Source organism: Streptomyces cadmiisoli, assembly GCF_003261055.1.
Classification (GTDB): domain Bacteria; phylum Actinomycetota; class Actinomycetes; order Streptomycetales; family Streptomycetaceae; genus Streptomyces; species Streptomyces cadmiisoli.
Window position 1 is genome coordinate 143,432 of the sequence record NZ_CP030074.1, and the last position, 23,080, is coordinate 166,511.

18 protein-coding genes are annotated in these 23,080 nt (G+C 71.4%); 11 read left to right on the top strand and 7 right to left on the bottom strand.

Annotation, left to right across the window (positions count from 1 at the left end; translation table 11 throughout):
- Window positions 1-390: 390 nt before the first annotated feature.
- The 3 genes from DN051_RS41525 to DN051_RS41535 are packed head-to-tail and all read left to right on the top strand — an operon-like array spanning window position 391 to window position 3,421.
- Entirely contained in the window at window positions 391-1,506 is a 1,116-nt protein-coding gene (locus tag DN051_RS41525; protein ID WP_112443367.1) for a bifunctional DNA primase/polymerase, read from the top strand.
- Complete coding sequence (locus DN051_RS41530) at window positions 1,503-3,023, top strand: DNA primase family protein (protein ID WP_053758789.1); 1,521 nt, start codon at window positions 1,503-1,505, stop codon at window positions 3,021-3,023. The genes DN051_RS41525 and DN051_RS41530 overlap by 4 nt, the downstream gene beginning before the upstream one ends.
- Window positions 3,020-3,421 carry a DUF6009 family protein gene (locus tag DN051_RS41535; RefSeq protein ID WP_112442999.1) on the top strand — a complete coding sequence of 134 codons (402 nt, stop codon included), beginning with the start codon at window positions 3,020-3,022 and terminating at the stop codon, window positions 3,419-3,421. The genes DN051_RS41530 and DN051_RS41535 overlap by 4 nt, the downstream gene beginning before the upstream one ends.
- A gap of 331 nt (window positions 3,422-3,752) precedes the next feature.
- On the opposite strand, the gene DN051_RS41540 is transcribed toward DN051_RS41535, so the two are convergent.
- The gene (locus DN051_RS41540; RefSeq protein WP_112443000.1) at window positions 3,753-4,952 is read right to left on the bottom strand and encodes a L,D-transpeptidase; all 1,200 of its coding nucleotides are present in this window, start codon (window positions 4,950-4,952) and stop codon (window positions 3,753-3,755) included.
- 215 nt (window positions 4,953-5,167) lie between these two features.
- Between DN051_RS41540 and DN051_RS41545 the strand changes: the two genes are divergently transcribed.
- Genes DN051_RS41545 through DN051_RS41565 form a run of 5 tightly spaced genes read left to right on the top strand, consistent with a single transcriptional unit; the run spans window position 5,168 to window position 10,898 of the window.
- Window positions 5,168-6,364, top strand: coding sequence for a lipid II:glycine glycyltransferase FemX (locus DN051_RS41545; protein WP_112443001.1), 1,197 nt, complete (start codon window positions 5,168-5,170; stop codon window positions 6,362-6,364).
- Window positions 6,361-8,016, top strand: a complete 1,656-nt coding sequence (gene murJ / locus DN051_RS41550) for a murein biosynthesis integral membrane protein MurJ (RefSeq protein ID WP_112443002.1) — start codon at window positions 6,361-6,363, stop codon at window positions 8,014-8,016. The genes DN051_RS41545 and murJ overlap by 4 nt, the downstream gene beginning before the upstream one ends.
- Before the next feature lie 22 nt (window positions 8,017-8,038).
- Window positions 8,039-8,722, top strand: coding sequence for a response regulator transcription factor (locus DN051_RS41555; RefSeq protein WP_112443003.1), 684 nt, complete (start codon window positions 8,039-8,041; stop codon window positions 8,720-8,722).
- The gene (locus DN051_RS41560; RefSeq protein ID WP_420709164.1) at window positions 8,719-10,296 is read left to right on the top strand and encodes an ATP-binding protein; all 1,578 of its coding nucleotides are present in this window, start codon (window positions 8,719-8,721) and stop codon (window positions 10,294-10,296) included. The genes DN051_RS41555 and DN051_RS41560 overlap by 4 nt, the downstream gene beginning before the upstream one ends.
- Window positions 10,293-10,898 carry a hypothetical protein gene (locus DN051_RS41565; protein ID WP_112443004.1) on the top strand — a complete coding sequence of 202 codons (606 nt, stop codon included), beginning with the start codon at window positions 10,293-10,295 and terminating at the stop codon, window positions 10,896-10,898. The genes DN051_RS41560 and DN051_RS41565 overlap by 4 nt, the downstream gene beginning before the upstream one ends.
- A 31-nt stretch (window positions 10,899-10,929) precedes the next feature.
- On the opposite strand, the gene DN051_RS41570 is transcribed toward DN051_RS41565, so the two are convergent.
- The 3 genes from DN051_RS41570 to DN051_RS41580 form a co-directional block, all read right to left on the bottom strand.
- Window positions 10,930-11,337 (bottom strand): DUF6009 family protein, encoded by a 408-nt coding sequence (locus DN051_RS41570; RefSeq protein ID WP_053758782.1) that lies wholly within the window; start codon window positions 11,335-11,337, stop codon window positions 10,930-10,932.
- Window positions 11,338-11,564: 227 nt separating this feature from the next.
- Entirely contained in the window at window positions 11,565-13,055 is a 1,491-nt protein-coding gene (locus DN051_RS41575) for a DNA primase family protein (protein ID WP_112443368.1), read from the bottom strand.
- Between the two features lie 47 nt (window positions 13,056-13,102).
- Window positions 13,103-14,170, bottom strand: a complete 1,068-nt coding sequence (locus tag DN051_RS41580) for a bifunctional DNA primase/polymerase (protein ID WP_425471815.1) — start codon at window positions 14,168-14,170, stop codon at window positions 13,103-13,105.
- A 1,592-nt stretch (window positions 14,171-15,762) separates the two neighbouring features.
- Between DN051_RS41580 and DN051_RS41585 the strand changes: the two genes are divergently transcribed.
- Window positions 15,763-17,256 (top strand): cellulose binding domain-containing protein, encoded by a 1,494-nt coding sequence (locus tag DN051_RS41585; RefSeq protein WP_162625169.1) that lies wholly within the window; start codon window positions 15,763-15,765, stop codon window positions 17,254-17,256.
- 30 nt (window positions 17,257-17,286) lie between these two features.
- Here the strand turns inward: DN051_RS41585 and DN051_RS41590 are convergent, their stop codons facing one another.
- Complete coding sequence (locus DN051_RS41590; protein ID WP_112443006.1) at window positions 17,287-18,192, bottom strand: DMT family transporter; 906 nt, start codon at window positions 18,190-18,192, stop codon at window positions 17,287-17,289.
- A gap of 164 nt (window positions 18,193-18,356) precedes the next feature.
- A complete protein-coding gene (locus DN051_RS41595; protein WP_053763233.1) occupies window positions 18,357-20,027 on the bottom strand; it encodes an ABC transporter substrate-binding protein in 1,671 nt (556 codons plus the stop codon).
- A gap of 369 nt (window positions 20,028-20,396) precedes the next feature.
- Between DN051_RS41595 and DN051_RS41600 the strand changes: the two genes are divergently transcribed.
- Window positions 20,397-21,482 carry an S-(hydroxymethyl)mycothiol dehydrogenase gene (locus DN051_RS41600; RefSeq protein ID WP_112443007.1) on the top strand — a complete coding sequence of 362 codons (1,086 nt, stop codon included), beginning with the start codon at window positions 20,397-20,399 and terminating at the stop codon, window positions 21,480-21,482.
- Window positions 21,479-22,111: an MBL fold metallo-hydrolase gene (locus tag DN051_RS41605; RefSeq protein ID WP_112443008.1), complete on the top strand. Its 633-nt coding sequence runs from the start codon at window positions 21,479-21,481 to the stop codon at window positions 22,109-22,111. Before DN051_RS41600 ends, DN051_RS41605 begins: the two co-directional genes overlap by 4 nt.
- 136 nt (window positions 22,112-22,247) lie before the next feature.
- Here DN051_RS41605 and DN051_RS41610 read toward each other — a convergent pair whose 3' ends face one another.
- Window positions 22,248-22,862, bottom strand: coding sequence for a TetR/AcrR family transcriptional regulator (locus DN051_RS41610; RefSeq protein ID WP_063797408.1), 615 nt, complete (start codon window positions 22,860-22,862; stop codon window positions 22,248-22,250).
- Window positions 22,863-23,080 lie beyond the last annotated feature (218 nt).

Sequence of the window (23,080 nt, forward strand, 5' to 3'; positions counted from 1 at the left end):
CAGCGACTGTTCAGTCGCTGCCCCCAGGGGGGATAAAACCGCAGGTCAGAGGCCTATGGAACAGAATCAGCGACCGAAGCGACTGAAGTTCCGGGTATATGAAGACATTCATGTGCGCGCGTGTGCGTTATATATAGGAAGCTTGAGTCGCTTCAGTCGCTGTTCCAGGTATGGCTACCTGTTTGACCTGCGGTTTTGTCCGCGTGCCTGAGCAGCGACCAAAAGCCCCTCGGTCGCTGACAGGCTCGTTCGGTCGCTCGAGAGCCTTCCGACCGTCGCATCATCGACACGGCGGCAACGCAACTTCGCATGTGCTCCACTACCTCACCAGCCACGTTCGCTAGTCTGTGTCCGTCGTTGAGTCGCTTCGGTCGCTGATAGGGGGTGCAGATGCCTGTTGAACTGCGGTTTCCCCGCAGCGACTCAGGGCAGCCCGCCCCTGGTCCTTCAGTCGCTGAGCTGTCACTCGCCACCGCGCGCTGGTGTACGCGCCGTGGCTGGCCCGTGCATCCCCTCTCCGCGGGCCGCAAGACCCCCGCAGGCAACTGCCCCGACTGCCGGGAGAACCCGCACCCGCCGGCCGACTGCGCCTGCCTGCCTGCCGGCCGCTGGTGCCACGGGTTCCACGCTGCGACCCTCGATCAGGATCGCATCCAGCAATGGTGGGGGACACACCCGGAGTTCGGTATCGGGGTCTCCTGCGGTCCGGCCGGGCTGATCGTGCTCGACGTGGATGCTCACGCCGCAGAGCCGCCCATCCGGGACCGGCTCCTGCCCGGCATCCCCATCGCCGACCACATCGACCTCACCGGACTGGCCAACGGCTTCCACACCCTCGCCATCCTGGCCGCACTCCGCGGCCGGCCCAGCCCCGCCGCCGACGAGACCACCTTGCGCGTCCGAACCCCCTCCGGGGGCCTGCATGTCTGGTACCGGGTCGGCGACGGCCGACCCTGGCAGTCCTCCGTCGGCTCCAGTGCGGGCCGTGCGCTGGCCTGGCAGGTCGACATCCGAGCCCACGGCAGCTACATCATCGCCCCGGGCACCACCACCCGGCAGGGCACCTACACACCGATCGGTGATGCCCGTGAGCCCGCTGCGCTTCCCCTCTGGCTGGCGCAGGAGCTGGAGCGCACCGGTCATCTGCCCGCCCCCAACCTCCCCGGGCCCAGGCCGGTCCCGCCCCGTGCCCGGCAGGCCGTGCTCGCCGCCGGCGGCGGCCGCGACCGGGTGCGCCCCGTGCTGGCCTCGGTACTGGCTCCCGTCGAAGTGTGCGGGCAGGTGAGTGAGGGCGCGGGGTTCTCCGACGCGCTCAACCGTGCCGCCTACACGCTCGGCGGGCTGATCGCAGCCGGCCGCCTGCCCCGGGAAGAGGCGGAACAGGCCCTGAAGGAGGCCGCGACCGTGGCCCGTCCCGGACAGGAGCGGCGTATCGAGCAGATCATCCGCAGCGGCCTCGCCGCCGGCCTCAAGCGCCCCCTCCACGACAACGGGGGGCGCGCATGACGTCGCCCAGGCCCGAGACCCTCTTCGAGTTCGACCCCGAGGCGGTCGCCGCCCAGATCCGGGCTCAGGGGCCCGCCGCCGTGCCGCGTCCGGCGAAGTCCGACACGGACCGGGCCGCGGCCGGTGAGGCGACGGCGGACGGGCTGCTGCCCGACACGCTGTCCGACCGCGGCAACGCCAAGCTGTTCGTCAGGCTCTACGCCAACGACTACCGGCACGTCCCCGGTATCGGCTGGTACCGGTGGGACACCACCCGCTGGCAGATCGACGAGGACGACACGGTCCTGTGGGCCGCCGGTGACCTCGCGGAGAACATCGCCACCCACGATCCGCGAGGCGTCTACACCACCACCGCGCTCCAGCGGCACCGCCAGCGGGCCCTGTCCACCACCGGCATCAACGCCATGCTCTCCCAGGCGAAGTCCGCCCCCGGAATGGTCCTGAACGCCGCCCTACTGGACGCGGACCCGTACGCGCTGTGCACGCCGGCGGGCATCGTGGACCTGCGGACCGGTCTGCTGAAGGTCCCCGACCCGAACAAGGACTTCCACTCCCGCTCCACCACCGTGGGCCCCCAGCACCTGCCCACGCCCCGGTGGGAGAGGTTCCTCAGCGACACCTTCGGCGAGGGCACCGAAGGCCGGGAGATGATCGACTACCTGCAACTGCTGCTCGGATACTCCGTGACAGGCGACGTCGGTGGCCAGATCCTCCCGTTCCTCTTCGGCTCCGGCAAGAACGGCAAGTCCGTTCTGCTCGACGTCCTGATGAAGTTGCTGGGCGACTACGCCGACGCCGCCCCGCCCGGCTTCCTGATGGCCCGTCCCTACGAGGGCCACCCCACGGACCTCGCGGAGCTGCACGGCCGCCGAGTCATCGTCTGCTCCGAGGTCAAGCCGGGCGACAAGTTCGACGAGGCCCGCGTCAAGCTGCTGACAGGCGGCGACCGTATCAAGGCCCGCCGTATGCGGCAGGACTTCTTCAGCTTCGAGCCGACCCACAAACTGTGGCTGCTGGGCAACCACCGGCCCGAGGTCGGCACCGGAGGCTTCGCCTTCTGGCGCCGTATGCGGCTGATCCCGTTCGAGCGCGTCGTCCCCGACCATCTGAAGATCGACAACCTGGCCGACATCCTCGTCACCGAGGAAGGGCCCGGGATCCTGGGCTGGCTCATCGCCGGTGCACGGCACTACCTCGCCGGCGACCGCGACCTCACCGGTCCCGAGTGCGTCCGTATCGCCACCACGGCCTACGCGGAGACCGAGGATCACACCGGCCGTTTCTACGAGGAGTGCTGCATTCTGGACCCGGATCTTCGAGCGGAGCAGACGGCGCTCTACGCCGCATACAAGTCGTGGTGCCAGAATGAAGGGGCGCCGGTCATGTCCTCACGGGCGTTCGCGGCCCGGACCCGTGAACTCGTGGGGCTGGCCTCGCCCAAGGAGATGATCCTGTCCAACCAGCGCAAGCACTACCCGGGCATCGGACTGCTCACCGACCAGGAAAGGGACGCATGAGCTCCCTGATCACCGAGGACGAGGTCAGCCACGAAACCGAGTTCGTATGGCTGGAAGACATCGCCGACCTGGATTACGTGCGCCAGAGTCTGGACAGGCTCCCGACTCGCAAGGGCAGGCCTGCGTACCACCGCGACGGCCGTATGGTGGGTTACGCCCTGCTCGGGCCCACCGCCAAACCCTCACGTACCTCGGGGACGTTCCGCCGTCGGGTCTTCTGGCTGCTGCCCCACGATCGCGACACCGAGCCGGACGGCCTCTACGCCAAGAGCGCTCCGGCCGAAGCCGTCGACCCGCGCACCCTGGAGCCGCGCGTGAAGGGCTACAAGACGGAGCGGTCCGAGGGCGGGCCACCCTCCACCGCGATGCAGCAACTGGGGATAACGCTGCCGCTCTGAACGGCACGCCCGCGGTCGCCGATGGCGGAGACCGGTGAAGGCCGGTGAGGGAAGCGGGTCAACCGCAAACCTTCGGTGAGCACTTCGCACCGGTGGCGGTGGGTGCGGTGCCTGAGGGATTCCGCTGATTTTCCCGCTCCGCCACCTTGTCCGCGCCGGAAATCCTTCGTCCGGCGATCTCCGCGAAAGCAATCCCCGCCGTCGTGCCGGCTCCGCGCCCGTCCCCGGGGGTGCGGGACGGACCGTCCCGTATGGCACCGTGGATGTGGGTTTGGCCCGTGCTCCCCCGAGCGGGCCAAACCTTCCCCACAGCACCTGTGCCGCCCGCGGCTCAGCGCAGGGCGCTCCTGCGCTGCCACGCGTCCCAGGACAGGTTCCACTCGCCGAAGCCGTTGTTCGGCGCGACCGTGCCCTTGGTGTCCTCGCCCTCGATCTCGAACGGGTCGCCGGGCCGCACCTGCCCGTAGAGCCATCGCGCGTCGGCGTCGCTCATCCCGATGCAGCCCGAACTGCGGTTGGCGTTGCCGAGATACCGGGCGTTCCACGGCGCGGCGTGCGCATACGTTCCGGACCAGGTCAGTCGCATCGACCAGTCGACCATCTTGTTGTAGGCGTCACCGAGGCCGACGGTCTCGGAGTTCATGTTGATCGTGCCCTCCTTCGCCATCAGCACCGTGGTGCCCCGCCAGGAGCGTTTGTCGCCGCCGGGTGTGCCCCCGGAGACCGGGATCCGCCGGACGGTGCTGCCGTCGCGCACCAGCGTCAGCTCGTGTTCGTCGAGGTCGACCCGTACGACCTGGCGGTCGCCGATGGTGAAGTCGGTCGAGTAGTCGCGGACGAACCAGCCGCCGTCCGGCCCGGAATCGGTGCCGTTCAGCTCTGCCTTCAGGGTGACCCTGGTGCCGGGCTTCCAGTACGTCCTGGGCCGCCAGTCCACCCGGTCCTTGCCCGACCAGTCGCGCATCCAGCCCCAGGAGCCCTCGGTGCCGTTCGACGTGGTGACCTCGAGCTGCTTCTCCACCTCGGCACGGTTCTCGACGGGGTGGTCGAAGACGAGCGAGATCGGCTGGGCGATTCCGACGGTGGTGCCGGTGCCGGGCCGCCAGTCCACCTTGTTGACCTTGTCGGCCTCCGCCGTGGTGAAGGAGGCCCGCCTCGTGCCGGCGGTGCCGCCCTTGCTCCGGGTCGCGGCCGTGACCCGATAGGCCGCGCCGGGCACCGTTTTGCGGTTCGAGATCCAGGACGTGCGGTCGGCCGAGAACCGGCCGTCGAGTCTGCCTCCTTCGGCGTCGGTGACCGTGACCGAGGTGAGGCTGCCCCGCTCGGCGGTGACCTCGACCGGTTCGCCGGCCGTGACCCGCCGTCCCTCCGGGGCCACGGACACGACGGCGGGCCGGTCGTCCGCCACCCCGCCGTCGGCCGGTGGGGGAGTGGTGCCGCCGGAGCAGGCGGCGAGCGGTGCCAGCAGGGCGGCGGCGCCGGCAGCCCGCAGGCCCGAGCGGGCAAGGGCAGGTACACGTATGCGCTGCAACAGGACCTCCGTGGGTGGGACAGCGGCCCGGACAGGGCGGCTGCCGTGACCCTAGAGTCGGAAAATCCCAGGTGAGCGCCGCGACGGCGATGTGACAGCGACTGGTGGGAAACGGTCATGGTCCGGTCACATACGCCGCGCGGCCCGGTCACAGGCGGCTGTGAGCATCTCGGCACCCCCGCGACAGGACGGGGAGGAACAGAGAGGCCCACACCGTGTCAGCGCTGCTCGTGCCGCCCGGCCGCGGTCACCCGGCCCGGAATCCGGATGTCCGGCTGACGTCCCTCCCCGCCGGGACCTACCGCGCGTTCCTCGCCTCCCCCGCCGGCACCGCGCTCGGTGCCGGATTCCTACAGTGCCCGTCCTGGGCGGCCGTCAAGGAGGGCTGGCGGGCCCTGCTGCTCGGCTGGGGACCGGACCCGGAAGCCGGTGGGCTGAACGGCGTCGCACTGGTCCTGCTCCGCCAGTTCCCCGGCACGCGCAAGTACTTCGCCTACCTCCCGGAGGGGCCCGTCGTCGACTGGGCGGACCCGGACCTCGACGGCTGGCTCACGCCGCTGCTGGAGCGTCTGCGCGCCGAGGGCGCCTTCGCGGTGCGCATCGGCCCGACCCCGCCGTACCGGCGCTGGGACGCGGCCCTCCTGAAGTCCCGCACCGGCCCCGGCCGGAGTCTGGGTGACGTCCTCGCCGCCGAGGTCGACCCGCTGGGCACGGCGGTCGCCGAACGGCTGCGCGCCCGCGGCTGGCACCGGTGCGGCGGCGACGGCCCCGGCCAGGACGGCGACGCCCAGCCGCGCCATGTCTTCCGCATACCGCTCACCGGACGCGACAGGGACGACCTGTGGGCCGGACTCAACCAGGAGTGGCGGCGCAATGTCCGCCGCGCCGGGAAGGAAGGCGTGGAGGTGGTGCTGGGCAGCGCCGCCGACCTGCCCGAGTTCCACCGGCTGCTGCGGATCACCGAGGAGCGCGACGGCTTCCGGCTCGGGCGGTCGCAGGCGTACTACGAGCGCCAGTACGCGGCCCTCAACGCCGAGGAGCCGGGCCGGATGAAGCTGTATCTCGCCCGTCACCACGGTGAGGTCCTCGCCGCCCACACGATGATCACGGTGGGCCGACGGGTCTGGTACCAGACGGGCGCCTCCGCCGACCACCGCCGTGAGGTGCGGCCCTCCAACGCCCTGCAGTGGCGGATGCTGCTGGACGCCCACGCGCTCGGGGCCGACGAGTACGACATGCGCGGGGTACCCTCCACACTCGACCCCGACGAACGTGCGTACGGACTGCTGCGGTGGAAGCTCGGCACCGGCGGACAGGTCGTCGAGACGCTGGGGGAGTGGGAGAGACCCTTGGGTGGCACCGCCAATCACACGCTGTACCGCGCCTTCCAGGCGTATCTGGCCCGCCGATGACGACGGTGACACCGGGCGCGGGACGTGCCGTGCCCGATCCGCGGGCCGAGGCCGCGGACACCGAAGGGACGGCTGAGCCGCCGTCGGCGCTGCGCAGCAGCGCGGTCATGGCCGCCGGGTCGCTGGTGTCCCGCGTCACCGGGTTCGCCCGGTCCGCCGTGGTCGCCGCGGCACTCGGTATCGGCCTGACCGCCGACGGCTACGCGGTCGGCAACTCCCTGCCCACGATCGTCTACGTCCTGCTCCTCGGCGGCGCGCTCAACGCCGTCTTCGTGCCCGAACTGGTCAAGGCCGCCAAGGAACACGACGACGGCGGCGCGGCGTACACGGACCGGCTGCTCACCGTCTGCGTCGTCGCCCTGCTCGCCCTCACCGCAGGCGCCGTGTGGGCGGCACCCGTGATCGTCGACGCGTACACCGACTACAGCGGCGACCAGGCCGCCATGACGGTCGCGTTCGCCCGCTTCTGCCTGCCGCAGATCTTCTTCCTCGGGCTGTTCACGCTGCTCGGCCAAGTGCTCAACGCGCGTGGCCGGTTCGGCGCGATGATGTGGACCCCCGTCCTCAACAACGTCGTGGTCATCGCCGTCTTCGGCCTGTTCCTCGCCCTGGGCGCCGGGGATCCGCTCACCGCCGGGGAGACCGCGCTGCTCGGCTGGGGCACCACCGCCGGTATCGCCGTCCAGGCGCTGGCCCTCGTCCCCGTCCTGCGCGCGGTGCGCTTCCGCTGGCGGCCCCGCTTCGACTGGCGCGGCAGCGGACTGACCCGCCCGCTGCGTTCGGCGGGCTGGCTGGTGCTGCTGGTCCTCGCCAACCAGGCGGCCTACTGGGTCACCACCCGGCTCGCCACGACCGCGGGCCTGGCGGGCGGTCCCGGATTCAGCGCGTACAACAACGCCTACCTCCTGTGGGTCGTCCCGCACGGCATCATCACGGTCTCCCTGGTCACCGCGCTGATGCCACGGATGAGCGCGGCCGCCGCCGACGAGGACACCGCGGCCGTCCGGCGCGACGTCTCCGCCGCGCTGCGCAACAGTGCCGCCGCCGTCGTACCTGCCGCCTGCATGCTGTTCGCCCTCGCCCAGCCGCTGATGTCCGTCGTCTTCGGCTACGGCAGGACCGGCGCCGCGGACACGGCGGCCATGGCCGGGATCCTGATGGCCTTCGCGCCGGGACTCGTCGCCCTGTCCGGCCAGTACGTGCTCTCGCGCGCCTTCTACGCGCTGTTCGACACCCGCACCCCCTTCCTGCTCAACCTGGTGGTCGTCTGCCTGAACGCGGGTCTGTCCGTGGCCGCCTGCATGCTGCTGCCGAACCGGTGGGCCGTGACCGGCATGGCGGCGGCGTACTCCCTGGCCCTGTGGGCGGGTTGGGCGGTGACCGGCCGGGTGCTGGGGCGGCGGCTGGCCGTGGCCCGGCCGCTGCGGTCGTCCGCGGCCGGCGCCCATGTACGGCTGCTGCTCGCCGCGCTGCCGGCCACCGCACTCGGTCAGCTGGCCGCCCGCGGCGCCGCTCCGGCCGGGGCCGTCGCCGCGCTGGCCGCCGGAGCGGCCGTCATCGTGCTCACCTTCGCCCTGCTCGCCCGCCCGCTGCGGCTCACCGAAGTCCAGGCCCTGCTCACCGGCGCCCGCCGGCGACTGGCCCGGAGCTGACCCCGACCGAGGGAGGTACCTGATGCCCCGAGTGCTCCTGGTGGAGGACGACCCGTCCGTACGCGAAGGGGTCGAGCTCGGCCTGCGCCGCCGCGGCCACGACGTGCGCTCCGCCGCGACGGGGGAGGCCGGACTCGTCGCGCTGCGCGAGTTCCACCCCGATCTGCTCCTGCTGGACCTGATGCTGCCCGGGATGAACGGCGTCCAGGTCTGCCGGCAGGTGCGGGAGAACAGCCAGCTCCCGATCATCATGCTCACGGCCCGCGGCGACGACTTCGACGTGGTGGTGGGACTGGAGGCCGGGGCCGACGACTACATCGTCAAGCCGGCCCGTACCGAGGTGATCGAGGCCCGGATCCGCGCTGTGCTGCGCCGTATCGACGACCCCGGCCAGGGCCGCCCGGCCGTCGAGGTGCACGGCGACCTCGCCATCGACCGGGCGGGACTGACGGTGACCAGGTCCGGGCACCGCCTGGCGCTCGCGCCCTCCGAACTGAAACTGCTGCTGCACCTGTCCGCCGCCCCCGAGCAGGTGTTCAGCAGACAACAACTGCTGGAGCACGTGTGGGAGCACAGCTTCCACGCCGACGCGCGGCTGGTCGACGCGTGCGTCAGACGGCTCCGCACCAAGATCGAGGACGAGTCGCAGCCGCCGCGCTACATCCAGACCCTGCGGGGTTTCGGCTACCGCTTCGGACCGCTGTGATCACCCTGTCCCGTTCCGAGGCCGGCCCCGCGCACGGCGCCCGCACGGCCGACGGCTCCCCGGCGGGCGACGACCCCGCACCGGCCGTGCGCCGCGCGAGCCTCGGGCGGGCGCTGCGCCGGGCCCGGACCCTGACGTTCGGGCTGCGTACCCGGCTCGTGCTGGCGTTTCTGCTGATCGCCGCCGTCACCGCCGTCACCACCGCCGCGCTGACCTACCGCGAGGCCCGCAACGCCCTGCTCAAGACGACCCAGGACACAGCCGTCTCGTCGTTCCGCGACCAGGTCCAGCAGACCGCCTTCTCGCTGCCCGTGGAGGCCGTCACCCTCCAGGAGCGGTTGCGCGAGATCGCCGCCAAGGGCAAGCCGCGCCCCTGGGTGGTCTTCGCGGAGTACGGCGCGGTGCGGGCCTCGTCGGGCGCGAACCCCGTCTCCACCGTGATCACCCCCGAACTGCGCCGCGCCGCCGGCGCCGACCCCCACGGCACCTTCCAGCGGGTCGTCAAGGACGGCGAGCCCTATCTGACGATCGCCATGCCCACCGTCTTCGCGGCAGGCCCGGACACGGTGCTGCCCACCCGGCTCGTGGTCTACGCCGTCATGCCGATGACCGACGAGCAGACCAACGTCGACGCGCTCCTCGTCGCGGCCCGCAACGGCGCCCTGCCCGGCCTCGCCATCGCCCTCGTCCCCGCGCTGCTCACCGCCCGCAGTGTCCTGCGCCCGGTGCGCGAGCTGCGGCGGGCCGCCCGCAGCATGGGCAGCGGCCGGCTCGACACCCGCATCCGGCCGCAGGGAAACGACGAACTCGCCGAACTCGCCCACACCTTCAACGACTCCGCGAGCGAACTCGAGCACACCGTGCGCGAGTTGCGCCAGGCCGAGGCCCGGGCCCGCCGTTTCGCCGCCGACGTCTCCCACGAACTGCGCACCCCGCTGGCCGGGATGCTGGCGGTCACGGAAGTCCTCGACGAGAGCGCGGAACAGCTCGATCCCGACACCGCGCGGGCGGTACGGCTGGTCAGCACCGAGACCGGCAAGCTCGCCGTGCTCGTCGAGGACCTCATGGAGATCTCCCGCTTCGACGCGCGCGCGGCCGAGCTGAACACCGACGAGGTCGATCCGGCGGAGGCCGTCCGCAAGACCCTTCAGGCCCGGCACTGGACCGACGACCGGTTCCGCACCGAACTGCCCGAGGGCCTACGGGCGCTGCTCGATCCGCGTCGCTTCGACATCGTGATCGCCAATCTCGTCGGCAACGCGCTGCACCACGGCGGGGCGCCCGTCACCGTACGGCAGCGCACCGGCGTGCGCTCCGACGGCAGCCCCGTGCTGATCACCGAGGTCGCCGACAGCGGCCCCGGCATCAGCCCCGAGGCCCTGCCGCACATCTTCGACCGCTTCTTCAAGGCGGACGCCGCCCGCACCCGTTCCGCGGGCAGCGGCCTCGGGCTGGCGATCACACTGGAGAACGTACGGCTGCACGGCGGGACGATCCACGCGGGGAACCTGCCCGGTGGCGGTGCCCTCTTCACCGTCGAACTGCCGCTGCACACGGAAGGCCACGTCGGATGAGAGGCACGCGCGCGAGCTGCCGGCGCATCGCCGCCGCGCTGCCGGTCGCGCTGCTGCTCGCCGGGTGCGGTATCCAGCGGACCGGTGTCGTGGAAGCGGGCGGTCCGGCCACGATCGAGATGCCACGGGACCGGCGTGCCGCGATGCTGCTCTTCTTCCGGTCCCCGGACGGCGGGCTGAGCCCGGTGTCGCGGCCCAACTTCCAGGGATCCGCGGCGGATCTCGCGCAGAACGAGGTTCCGCCCCGGTTCGCGGAGAAGGCGATCATGGCGCTGCTCGCCGGTCCCAAGGGTGCCGACGAGACCGCGGCCGGGCTCAGCACGTCACTGCCCCGTGCCACCGGCGGGGAGTCCGTGGGGGTCAAACCCGTGTCGGAAACCGAGGCTTTGGCCCGGGTGCCCGTCGCGCTGGACGAACTCGACGACACCGCACTGCGTCAGCTGATCTGCACGATCGCCTACGCCGTGGACGACGACGGCCGCGCTCTGGTGCGGATGACGGGAACGTACGACTCCGCGGCGTCCGGCAGCTGCGATCTCGACGTCAAGGGCGGGACCGAGCGCGAAGCGGTCGGGACACGGCCGCCCACCACGACCGGGTAGACCACCGGTCCTGTGCCGGGCCCGGCCCGTTTCAGCCGGGCAGGCTGTCCACGGCGGGCTTGGCCGGAGCGGTCAGCGGGGCCGGGCCACGCTGTGACCGCGGGGTCTTCTCGCCGACCTTTCTGGGGCGGATGGTCCGCGGATCGACGGCCTCCCCGGGGGCGCCCTCCTGGTAGAGCCCGTCGGGCTGGTTGTCCCGGTCGTGCGGGAGGAGGAAGAACACGCGCCGCCGGTACAGTCCGCTGTCCGGGTCGGCCGGGGCCGAGTCGTCGAGCTCCGTGTATCCGACCATGCGGCCGTCACGGGCGTAGCGCGGCTTGTTCCGCCGGCGCGGCGTCTTGTCGAGGGCTTGGCGTACATAGTCGAGGCCGCCCACGTTCTCCAACCACACCACTTGCGCTTCGTGGGCGAGATCGCTGTCGCTCAGCAGCGAACTCATGGGTGGGATCCCTTCCTGGTCCATCCGGCCGGGGGGCGGCCACAGTTCGTGTTCGTCAGAGGGCCCGACAAGGGGGACCTGGTACGACGCACGTCGCCGAAGCCCGCCGGACCTTGCCGTCCGGAGCCGGGCCCGGTGCCCCACATGATGCCATCGTATGAGGCACGGGCGAGAGCTGCGAGGGGTTCTGCCCCCCGTGCTCTCCGATCGCGATCATTCAGGGACACCTAGTCCACCACCAGGGCGATGCCGGGGTAGTACTTCCGGCCGTTGGATTTGATCATGTCTGCGGGGGTGGTGAGGCCGACTTCTTGTCGGACGCGTTGGGCGAAGACGCGGGCGTTGGCGGGGCGGATGCCTTCGGTGGTGCTGCACCAGGCGCTGTAGGCGGTGTAGAGGTGGCCTTGTTCGGTGCGGAGTTCGGTACCGTGTCCGGTTTCTGTGTTGGTGTTTTGGGTGCAGCATTCGGTGAGGAAGCGTCCGATGTGGTCTTCGGTGGCTGCGTAGGCGTGGGTGGCGATGCGGACGCGGTCGGGGCCGGCGAGGGTGTTGCGGGTGGTGAGGTATCGGTGTGCTCCGGTGAGGAGCCATTGGAGGATGCCGGGTCCTTCGTCGCGGACGAGTTCGAGGGCGAGGTTGTCGATTTTGGCTTCGTCGGGGACGACGCGTTCGAAGGGGATGAGGCGTATGCGGCGCCAGAAGGCGAAGCCGCCGGTGGAGACTTCGGGGCGGTGGTTGCCGAGGAGCCAGAGGTGGTGGGTGGGGGTGAAGGAGAAGAAGTCCTGGCGCATGCGGCGGGCTTTGATTTTGTCGCCGCCGGTGAGGAGGCGGACGCGGGCTTCGTCGAATTTGTCGTTGGGTTTGAGTTCGCTGCAGACGATGAGGCGTCGGCCGTGGAGTTCGGTGAGTTCGGTGGAGTGTTCGGAGAAGGAGCCGCGGTCCATGAGGAAGCCGGGTGGGGCGGCGTCGGCGTAGTCGCCGAGGATCTGCATCATCACGTCGAGCAGGACGGACTTGCCGTTCTTTCCCTCGCCGTGCAGGAACGGGAGCACTTGTGCGCCGACGTCGCCGGTGACGGAGTAGCCGAGCAGCAGGTGCAGGAACTCGATCATCTCCCGCCCTTCCGCGTCCCCACCGAACGTGTCCGTCAAGAACCGGTGCCAGCGGGGGATCGGCATGTCCTGGGGAGCGACGCTGGTGGCACGGGAGTGACAGCCCTTCTCCGGATCGGGATCACTGAGCAGACCCGTGTACAGGTCGATCACCCCCGCCGGGGTGCACAGGGCGTAGGGGTCACCGTCCAGCTCGTCGGGGTCGACGGACAGGCTGGGAGAGGCCTTCGCCTGGGTCAGCAGCGCCTTGACCCCGGCGGTCGACAGCGTCCGCCTGCGGTGCATGTGCAGCTCCCGCTCGCTGAAGCGACCGCTCGGGTCGCGCAGCGGCATGGCTTCGGCCATTTCGCCGGCCGCCCACAGTGCGGCCTTCTCACCGCCGGTGCGCTTCCACCGGTAGCCGTCCCACGCGAACCAGCCCAGCCCGTCCACATGCCGGAACCGCCCACGGAACCGCTCCACGAACAGCTTCGCGTTCCCCCGGTCCGTCAACGTCCCCGGCAGATCGCGGTCGTTGACGGCGTGCGCCGCGCCGGTCGGCGGGGGACCGCCCTGGGCGGGCACGGAGGGCGTCAGGGGCCCCTCCAGGCTCTCGAACTCGAGCATCTGCTGTGCGGCCGCCCCCGCGTCGAACCGCACGCTCCTGCCGCCGCTCACGGGCTCTCCCGGAGTCGGAACGGATGCCGGTGGCCGGCGTCGAGCCCGCCTTCGATGATGCGGTCGTTGCGCCGGGACTGCCACGGCCGCGCGGCCTCGGCGGCGTCGTGCAGCAGCCCGCGGGCCTCGTCGGCGGCGAGGGAGCCCGCGGCGACGAGTCCCCCGGCCGTGTACGCGGCCCGGTTGAGCTTCTCGCTGAACCCCGCGCCCTCGGGTGTCGCGGCGCACTCGCGCACCTCGTCGAGCAGGGGCCCGAGCACCCGCCGCGCCTCTCCGGTGCCGGCCGCCCCGGCACGGGCCGTGGCGGGGGCTGTGGCGGCCGTACGGCGGGGGAGCGGGTCTTCCCCGTGGCCGGTGCGCAGCAACTCGTCCGCCAGCCAGCCCGGCAGGGGCGCCGGAGCCCGCGCCGGGCCGACGGGGCGGTAGTCGCCGTCCTGGGTGCGGGTGCCGGGGGCGACGATGTACCCGCCGTCCGCGCGGACGTCCACCTGCCAGGCGAGGGCGGCCCGGGAGCCGGAGCCGGTCGAGGAGCGGAACAGCGTGGGGTGGGCGGAGGCGTCGTACCAGACGTGCAGCCCTCCGGAGGGTGTGCGGACTCTGAGGGTCGACACGTCCTCGGCGGGATCGGGGCGGCCGCGGTAGGCGGCGAGCAGGGCGAGGGTGTCGAACCCGGTGGTCATGCCGGACAGGTCGACCCGGTCGTCGATGCGGATCCCGGGCAGGAGCCTGGCCCGCTCCGGGACCGGCACGGAGTGGGCGTCGACGTCGACCACCACCAGGCGCGCGGCCCCGCAGGAAACACCCACCCCGAAACCGGGGTTGGCCGACCACCAGCTGTCCAGGAGCCGCGTGTCCGTGGTGGCCGCGTGGAAACCGTGGCACCAGCCTCCCCGGGCCAGGCACGGGCAGTCCTGCGGCCTGTGGGGGTGCGCTCTGCACGCCGCGCAGTTCCCCGCGGGCGTCTTGCGGCCCAGGGCGAGCGGATGGACGGGCCAGCCGCGCGAGGCGCACCAGCGCGCCACCTCCACCGGTGCGGCAGGGGAGTTGTTCGCGGTCGTCAGCACGTGGTCGTCCTTGTGGGGTTTGCCGGCCCACCGCCCGGCACCCGGCAGTCGCCGACGCACAGGCGAGAGGACCACAGCGGCAGGGACGTCGGGGACCGTTCTGCGCGGGTGTGGTCGAGCCGGGGGACGGAAGGAACAGTGCATCGCACCACGTTCTACCAGCTCTCCGGTCCCTTGAGTCCCTTACGAAAGTTCCAGCAAGAAGCCCGCCGGAGCCGGTCGGGGGCACATGCCGTCTTCCATCGGTTCGGCGGAAATCCGGTTGCTCCGAGCCGACGGAACGAGGGACCCGGCCGGACAGGGTCTGAACCCGGTAGTGCTTCAGTACCTTCGGTCCCTGGGGTGTTTTTGCCGGTCAGAGGCCTTCTCGACGGCTGAACAGGGTCTGAAGGGACTGAGATCCCTATTTATCAGCGGAGTATGCATTGTTTCGTATGTGTGTACGCGCGTGTGCATACATACACAAGTATGTATATCTTACCTATGCGTATGTGCGCTGATAATAGGCGAGTTGAGTCCCTTCAGTCCCTCAGAAGAGGCTGGACAAGGCTCTGACCTGGGTTTTTATGCCAGGGACCGAGCAGGGTCCGGTCCCGGTCCCTGCCCCGGGTTCCGTCCCTGGACCCTCCGCCTGGCGGGCGGCGGCCACCCGCTCCGCTCGGGGTGTCCGTCCTGGAGGGGCGGTCGAGGGTGTCGCCCGGTCGAGGCGAATTCCAGTCAGTGCCCGGGTGGGTGAGGCCGAAAAGTGGTCCCGAGGGACGCGCGACGCCTCTGTTCTGCGGGAAATCTTTTTCACGGCGAAAGGGCTTGCGTTATCAACCCCCCGAAAGAGCCTTAACCCGCTCCCGGGTCCCCGAGCTTGGCGCGCGCCGAAAAACCCGCGGGCGCTTTTGTCCCCTTGTAGCTGGCGAGCGATTGCTCACGCAGGTTGAGCATTTCTGGGGCGAACAGATATTCCTACTCTCCAGTACGGGAGTTGGGAGGGGACGGCAATCTTCGAAAGGGGTGCACCCCGTACCCCGTGCGCGCTCTGGATCCGGCTGGAAGCACCGCGGCCGCGGTGCGGGATCACCCCCGGGCGACCGCGACTGGCGAACGGCGCGGCCACGCACGGCTGTTGCTCAGGGTTACGGCCGGAGCGTCGCCCCCGTAGGGGCGGCGGTCGACGCGGAGAGCGGGCGAATCGGCGGGGTGCGTCCTCCCACCTGGGGTGATGCCCGCCGGGTGCCCGCAGCCACGACCGGACCGTGGCCGGTGGATTCCTCGGGTCGTCACAAGTGCCGCTCACTGGCTGTTTTCCCGCCCGGAACGACGACATGCCGACACGATCGACGACCGCGCGCCGCGGAGCTGCTTTCCGCGGGCCCGGTGTGGTGGCCGCGCACGTTCGGAAGCGCCTTTACAGCCCGGGCAGCCCCGGGAAATACGGCCCCGAAGTGAATCTTGTTCCGGCGGGGTTCGTCGTGCCAGTCTCGACGCCGCACGAGCGCGCACGGCGAAAAGGATCGGGGCCACCGCGACCCACGGTGACTCCCTCGCCGTACGGCGGACGGTCACCGGCCTCCCCGGGAAGCACGGCTGAAGGAGGATTCTTGTCGCACCTGCTCACCCGCCGCCCGCCGGCCCGCCGGTCAGTCGTCGACTCCGCGCCGCTCACCCGGCAGATCGGACGCGAGCTGTGGGACGGCGAGCCGGGCCCGGCGCTGACGTACGCGGGACTGTGCACCCGTGACGCCGCCTCCGCCGAACGACTTGCCGCGCAGGCGGACGAACGGGCCCGGAGCACCCCCGGGCAGGGCTCCTCCCGCGGGCTGCCCTCCGTCCCCGTCGCGCTGAACGCCGTCCTCGACACCGCCGTCGCGTGGGCCGCGTCGCCCGAGGAGCGGGACCGGCTGTCCGCCGGGCTGCTGGACCGGCTGGGCGACGCCGGGGCCGGGCGCGGACCCTGGGAGGACGCCGGAGAGCCGCTGGCCCTGCGCAGCCTGCGCGCGCTGGACGAGCCGGACGGCGAACTGCTGTGGTGGGCCTGCGTCGAGGGGCTGCCCGACACGGTCATCGCCCGGCGGCTGGGCAGCAGCCGTACCGACGTCGCGGAGGACGTCCGCAGGGTGACGGCCGAGTTCCGGGAGCGCGGCTGGCTGGCGCACAACCTACGGCTCCAGAACCCCGTGTGCCGTACCTACGCCGGTCTGCTGGACGCCACCGCCCGGCAGAGCGCCCCCGCCACGCCGGTCGACCTCCTGGAGCACCTCAACCAGTGCCGCGACTGCACCGAGGCCTTCGCATGTCTGAGGATCGACAGCAATCTGCTGCCCTCGGTGATCGCCGAGGCCGCGCTGCGCTGGAACGGCTCCGCGTACGCGGCGAGAAGGCGCAGGCAACTGGCGGAGGTCCCGGCCGCGACGGTGCCGCGCCCGGCGGACCGCAGCGCGGCACCGCCCCGCCCGTCCGGCGGGCTGCGGGACCGGCGGCACGCGCTGCGCGCGGCGGGTGTGGCGGTCGGCCTGGTGCTGCTGGTGGCCGCGCTGTACGTGCGCGGGGACGACGCGCCGCCGCGGGCCGACCGGCCGCCGGGCGTGACGGAAGCGCCGGGGCAGATCACCCCCGGCTTCCCCGAGCAGCCCGGAGCCGGGGCCGACGAACCCGGGCCCGCCGACACCGCCGAACCTCCCGAAGAGTCTTCCGGCGCCGAGCCGTCGTCCACCGGGTCCGCACCGCCGCCGAGTGCCGCGTCCGATCCGCCGCCCCGTGGGCGGGCGCCCGCCGCGCCACCGGCCTGCACCGCGACGTTCGACGTGCAGAACACGTGGCCCGACGGAGTCCAGGCCGACCTGGAACTCTCGTCGCGGCACGCGCTCGAGCGGGGCTGGGTCGTGACGTTCCGGGTGCCGGACGGCGTCGACGTCGAGGTCTGGCACGGCACCTACACCCGGCAGGGCGACCGCGTCACGGTGACCGCCGCGGACTACAACCGCGCGTACACGCCGGGCGAGACGGTCGTGATCGGGCTGGTGCTGCGGGGCCGCGCGGCCGGGGACACCTGGCTGTCCGACATCCGCGTCGAGGGGCGGGCCTGCCGGTCGTAGCCCAGCGTGGAACTCCCGTTTCCACCGCTGTCAGACCGGCTTTGACTCCTCGGCCGGACGTGAGAGGACCAGATACATGGCGAACAGGATGAACAGGCCCCCGATGAGCGTGCGGGCGCCCGGCGGTGTGCCGACCAGGAAGCTGAACGCGGAGACGAACAGCGGTTCACAGGCCAGGACGACGGCCGCGACCGCCGCCGGGATCCGTGCCTGCGCCCATGTCTGGACCCCGTACATGAACAGGGTCGCCATGAGGGTCAGATAGACCAGCCACCACCAGCCGGCCGGGGTGTCCGGGAGATCCAGGCCGGAGCCCGGCAGTCCCACCGAGGCGATCAGTCCCGCGCTGAGCAACTGCACCGCCGTCATCCCGTAGACGGCCCGCCGGTCGCCGAACTGGGACAGCAGCACCATCTGGGCCGCGTAGCCGAGGGCGCCCGCCAGTGTCAGCCAGCTGCCGACGCCCACGCTCACCCCGTTGAAGGAGATGATCGCGAGTCCCGCCGTCGCCACCACCACGGCGGCCCACACCGCGGCGGACACCCGCACGCGGAAGGCCGCCCGGGCGACCAGCGGGGTGAGGACGACGAACAGCGAACTCAGGAACCCGGACTCGGCCGCCGACAGATGGTGCTGCCCCTGGATCTGGAGGAGGGTGGCCGTGCCCAGGCAGGCACCGGTGAGCATCCCGACGACCGCGGGGCGGCGCCCCACCGACAGCACCGCGCGGGGCCGCAGCAGCACGAGCACGGCTCCCGCCACGGCGAAGCGGACGGTCACCATGCTGGAGACACTCATCTCGGGCAGCAGCCAGACCACGGTGAGGTAGGCCCAGCCCCACACGGCCGTGGCGGCGGTGAGGGCGACGAGGGCGACGTGGTACTCCCAGCGCCCGGGGGACAGGCCGCGCGCGGGCGCCGAAGGGGCGGTGACCATGACACTTTCTCCTGGGGTGGCAGCAATGGTGTTCGCCGGAGGCGTGCCGTACGACGCGACGGCCGGTACGCGGGCGAGCGGGCACGGCCGACCGGCCACGCAGCAAGGCGAGGCGCCCGGCGGGAGGACCGTCGCCCCGTGGTGAAGAAGGGTGCCGCGCTCGGTCAGCCCAGCCAGAGACGGTCGTAGTAGGTGCCCGTCTCGCCCCTGGCCCGGAAGTTCTGGAGCAGGGGGGTGCGTGCGGTCACGATCCGCTTGGACGACAGGAACACGCCGGGCGCGTCCTTGACGAGGACTTCCTCGGCCTCGGCCAGGATCGCGTTGCAGCGCTTCTCGCTGTCCTGGCGGCGCGCCTCGGCGAGCAGCGCGTCCACCTTCTTGTTGCTGTAGCCGGTGTAGTTGCCGGAGCCGTCCGAGCCGAAGCACTGCGCGGCCAGGTCGAGGCCGTTGGGCATCGCCATCAGCCACTGGGTGGGGTAGACGTCGCCCTGCTTGGCGTACGTGGCCTCGTCGAAGGCGCCCTCCGACATCAGGTTCAGGTCCAGCTCGATACCCGCCTGCGCCCACTGCTGCTGGAGGACCTGGGTGATGTTCAGCCAGGGGTCCTTCCGGGTGTAGAGGTAGCTCAGGCGCAGCTTCTTCACCCCGGCGTCCCGCAGCAGCCGCCCGGCCCGGTCCGGGTCGTAGGTGTACGGCTCGGCGGTCCGCTCGTAGTCGGTGAGTCCCTTGGGCAGCGGGAGCCCCCAGGGCAGTTCCGTGCCGTAGGTGAGCTTGAGCAGGTTCTCCCGGTCGGTGGCGTGGTTGAGGGCCTGGCGGACGCGCCGGTCGCGCAGCTCCGGGCGGTTGAAGTTGACGGCGAGCCAGCCCGTGCCGAGCACGGGTATCTCCTGGGTGTACTTCTCGCCGAGGCTCGGGTCGGCGCGGATCTGCGGGGCGAGCGAGCTGGGGACCCCGTCGCCGAGGATGGACGTCTGGCTCTTGCGCAGCTGGAGGAGGCCGAGTTCGCTGCTGGTGCCCCAGCGGAACTCGACGGAGTCGATGAACGGGGTGCCGGTCCAGAAGTAGCGGGGGTTGCGGCGGAACACCGCCTTGCGCCCCGACCGGTCGTACGAGGCGATCATGAAGGGACCGGTGCCCACCGGCCGCCGTCCGAAGTCCTTGCCGAGGCGCTCGACCTCCTCGCGGGGCACGGCTGCCGTGTAGGGCTGGCACAGCACGTACGGGAAGGTGATGTCGGGCTCCTCCAGGCGCACCCGCAGTGTGTGGTCGTCCAGCCGCTGGAGGCCGGTGACACGTTGGGCCTTGCCCTCGTTGTACGCCCGTGCCCCGCGGATGCTGGAGAGGAAGCTGCTCGCCCACGACGCCAGGTCGGGGTCCAGTACGCGGCTCCAGGAGTAGATGTAGTCGTCCGCCACGACGGGGCGGCCGTTGTGGAAGCGCACGTCGCGGCGCAGCCGGATCGTGTAGGTGCGTCCGTCGGAGGAGACCGAGGGAAGGGCGGCGGCCGCGCTGGGCGCCGGGCCGCCGCTGGCCCCGTCCAGTTGGAGGAGCGGGGTGTTGAGGACCGTGCTGATGGCCTCCCAGGCTTGGAAGTCCCAGGCCAGCGCGGGATCGTAGGTCAGCGCCTCCTCGGCCCAGGACGTGATCACCCGCCCGCCGCGGCGGACGAGTCCCCGCACCTCGGGACCCGGGGCCAGGCGGGAGGGGGGAGTGATGTCGCCCCTGCGGGGCGTCACCGCCACGTCGCTGCCGCGCAGGCAGCCGGACAGCAGCGCCGACGAGGCGCCGAGCCCCATGCCCAGCAGAGCGGTGCGGCGTTTCACAGGCGCAGACATGTATTCCTCGATCCGGTCCAGAGGTGGCGCCCTGCGAAGGAGGTGTGCCTCCGGGGTCAGGACTACGGCTCAGCGGAGAGAACGGAACATGATATTGACCGTCGATTCAGTCAATCGATGCCTCCGTTCTGTGTCAAGGGTCGGGCCGGAGGACCCTGAATACGAGGGCCTCTGCGCAATTGCGCACGGCGCCGGACGATGATTTCGCCTCACCGCGACGGCATCGCCGACGCCGAATATTGACTCGCGAATCAGTACAGCCGTACGGTCCCCTGGGTCGGCGCCCGCCCGCCGGGGCCGACATCCGGTGACGGCCGGGCGCGACGGCGGCGGGCGTACGGATCACGGACGGCGAGGAAGGAACGTGCGATGACGCAGCGCGTGCAGGGGGTCGTGGCCCTCGGGAAGAACGAACCGGTACGGGTCGAGACGGTGCTCGTGCCCGACGCCGGGCCGGGGGAGGCGGTGGTCCGGATCCAGGCGTGCGGGGTCTGCCACACGGACCTGCACTACAAACAGGGCGGTATCGGCGACGACTTCCCGTTCCTGCTCGGCCATGAGGCCGCCGGTGTGGTCGAGCAGGTCGGCCCGGACGTCACCGACGTCGCGCCGGGCGACTTCGTGATCCTCAACTGGCGTGCCGTGTGCGGCCACTGCCGGGCCTGTCTGCGCGGACGCCCCTGGTACTGCTTCGACACCCACAACGCCCGGCAGAGGATGACCCTGGCCGACGGACGGGAACTGTCGCCGGCGCTGGGCATCGGCGCGTTCGCGGAGAAGACGCTGGTCGCCGCGGGCCAGTGCACGAAGGTCGACGCCTCGGTGGCGCCGGCGGTGGCCGGTCTGCTCGGCTGCGGTGTGATGGCGGGCATCGGCGCGGCGATCAACACCGGTGGCGTCGAACGGGGCGACACCGTCGCGGTGATCGGCTGTGGCGGGGTCGGCGGCGCGGCGATCGTCGGGGCGCGACTGGCCGGGGCGGCGAAGATCATCGCGGTCGACATCGACGCCCGCACGCTGGAGACCGCCCGGTCCATGGGCGCCACGCACACGGTCGACTCCCGGGCGACGGACATGGTCGACGCCGTGCGCGAGCTGACCGGCGGCTTCGGCGCGGACGTCGTCATCGACGCCGTGGGCAGGCCCGAGACCTACCGTCAGGCCTTCTACGCCCGCGACCTCGCCGGCACCGTCGTCCTCGTCGGTGTCCCCACCCCCGAGATGCGGCTGGAACTGCCGCTGCTCGACGTGTTCGGCCGGGGCGGCGCGCTGAAGTCGTCCTGGTACGGGGACTGTCTGCCCTCGCGGGACTTCCCGATGCTGGTCGACCTGCACCAGCAGGGCCGGATCGACCTGGACGCGTTCGTCACCGAGACCATCGGGCTCGGCGACGTCGAGGACGCCTTCGCGCGGATGCACGACGGCGACGTGCTGCGCTCGGTGGTGGTCCTGTGAGCGGCGCCCTCGTCGACCAGCTCGTCACCTCGGGCACGTTCTCGCTGGACGACGGCGTCCGGCAGGTCGAGAACAACGTCTGGGTCGTCGGCGACGACCGTGAGGCGATCGTCATCGACGCCGCCCACGACGCCGACGCCGTCCTCGCGCTGCTGGCCGGGCGGGAACTGCGGGCGATCGTGTGCACCCACGCGCACAGCGACCATGTCGCGGCGGCTCCCGCCCTGGCCGCGGCCACCGGCGCGCCCGTCCTGCTGCACCCCGACGACATGCCGCTGTGGAAGCTGACCCACCCCGAGGTGCGGCCGGACGGCGCGCTGAGCGACGGGCAGAGGCTGAGCGTCGCGGGCGTCGATCTCACCGTGCTGCACACCCCGGGGCACGCGCCGGGGGCCGTGTGCCTCCACGCGCCCGAACTGGGGGCCGTCTTCACCGGGGACACCCTCTTCCACGGCGGACCGGGCGCCACGGGCCGGTCGTTCTCCAGTTTCCCCGTCATCGTCGAATCCATCCGGACCCGGCTGCTGACCCTGCCCCCGGAGACGGTGGTCCGTACCGGGCACGGCGAGAACACCACGGTGGGTGCCGAGGCGCCGCAGTTGGAGGAGTGGATCCGGCGCGGGTTCTGACCGGGGTCAGGTCTGCGGACGGGCCGGGGCCGTGTCCGTGAGCGGGCCGCCGGGGCCGTGCCGGCGCCGGCTCGCCCGCGACGACGCTCACGCGTGCGCCGCTCGGATCGTGCCCGGGGCGCGGCCCGAGCCGTGGTCAGCGGCGCGAACCCAGGACGTCCGGGTCGATCCCGAGCTCCGCGGCCGTGTGCTCCCGCATCCAGGTGATGGCCTCGTCCCGCTTCAACGGACCGCGGCGGGCGACCATTTGGACGGCCAGGCCGTCGAGGAACAGGGTGATCCGCCACACCGTCCGCCGGGCGTCGGCGCAGTGGAAGTCACCGCTCGCCATGCCTTCCTCGACCAGCGCGGTGAAGATCCTCTTCCACTCCTCGTCCATCTCCTGCATGACCGTGCTCAGACCCCGGTCGCGCAGGCCCGCGGAGTAGCCGTCGATCCACAGCCGCCATCCGGGAACGGTCTTGGCCGTCGGGCTGTAGAGCCTGAGCAGTGCCTTGAGGCGGGTGACGACCGGGGCGGGGCGGGACAGCACCGCGCGGGCCGCGTCCAGTTCGAGGCGTGCCGCGTGTGCGAACGTCGCCTCGATCAACTGCTCTTTGGTCTCGAAGTGGTAGTAGATAAGGCCGCTGCTCACGCCCAGGGAACTCGCCACATCGGTGATACGGGTCGTCGCGATACCGCGCTGTTCGATCTGCTCCACCGTGGCGTCGAGGATCTCCTCACGCCTCAGGACCACCTTTTTCCTTACCACGCGGTCACCTTATCCCTCGTGCTGACTGAGGTGTCAGCCGGAAGCCGTACCTGGCCAGGCCGTCGTACGGCTCCGTCGAATCCACTGAAAACCTACGATTTCACTGCACCAAGTGATTGATACATCAGTCAGCAACGAGATCGCGACTGCGTCCGCCAACCCTACTCGGGGATCACCGTTCGGTGTATGCCTTCAACGGCTTGCATCTGATGTGACCT

Coding starts and splice junctions, on each gene's coding strand:
- DN051_RS41595 (WP_053763233.1), bottom strand. CDS start 20,027: ATGTCTGCGCCTGTGAAACGCCGCACCGCTCTGCTGGGCATGGGGCTC.
- DN051_RS41575 (WP_112443368.1), bottom strand. CDS start 13,055: ATGCTCGAGTTCGAGAGCCTGGAGGGGCCCCTGACGCCCTCCGTGCCC.
- murJ (WP_112443002.1), top strand. CDS start 6,361: ATGACGACGGTGACACCGGGCGCGGGACGTGCCGTGCCCGATCCGCGG.
- DN051_RS41570 (WP_053758782.1), bottom strand. CDS start 11,337: ATGAGTTCGCTGCTGAGCGACAGCGATCTCGCCCACGAAGCGCAAGTG.
- DN051_RS41530 (WP_053758789.1), top strand. CDS start 1,503: ATGACGTCGCCCAGGCCCGAGACCCTCTTCGAGTTCGACCCCGAGGCG.
- DN051_RS41555 (WP_112443003.1), top strand. CDS start 8,039: ATGCCCCGAGTGCTCCTGGTGGAGGACGACCCGTCCGTACGCGAAGGG.
- DN051_RS41600 (WP_112443007.1), top strand. CDS start 20,397: ATGACGCAGCGCGTGCAGGGGGTCGTGGCCCTCGGGAAGAACGAACCG.
- DN051_RS41535 (WP_112442999.1), top strand. CDS start 3,020: ATGAGCTCCCTGATCACCGAGGACGAGGTCAGCCACGAAACCGAGTTC.
- DN051_RS41565 (WP_112443004.1), top strand. CDS start 10,293: ATGAGAGGCACGCGCGCGAGCTGCCGGCGCATCGCCGCCGCGCTGCCG.
- DN051_RS41525 (WP_112443367.1), top strand. CDS start 391: ATGCCTGTTGAACTGCGGTTTCCCCGCAGCGACTCAGGGCAGCCCGCC.
- DN051_RS41590 (WP_112443006.1), bottom strand. CDS start 18,192: ATGGTCACCGCCCCTTCGGCGCCCGCGCGCGGCCTGTCCCCCGGGCGC.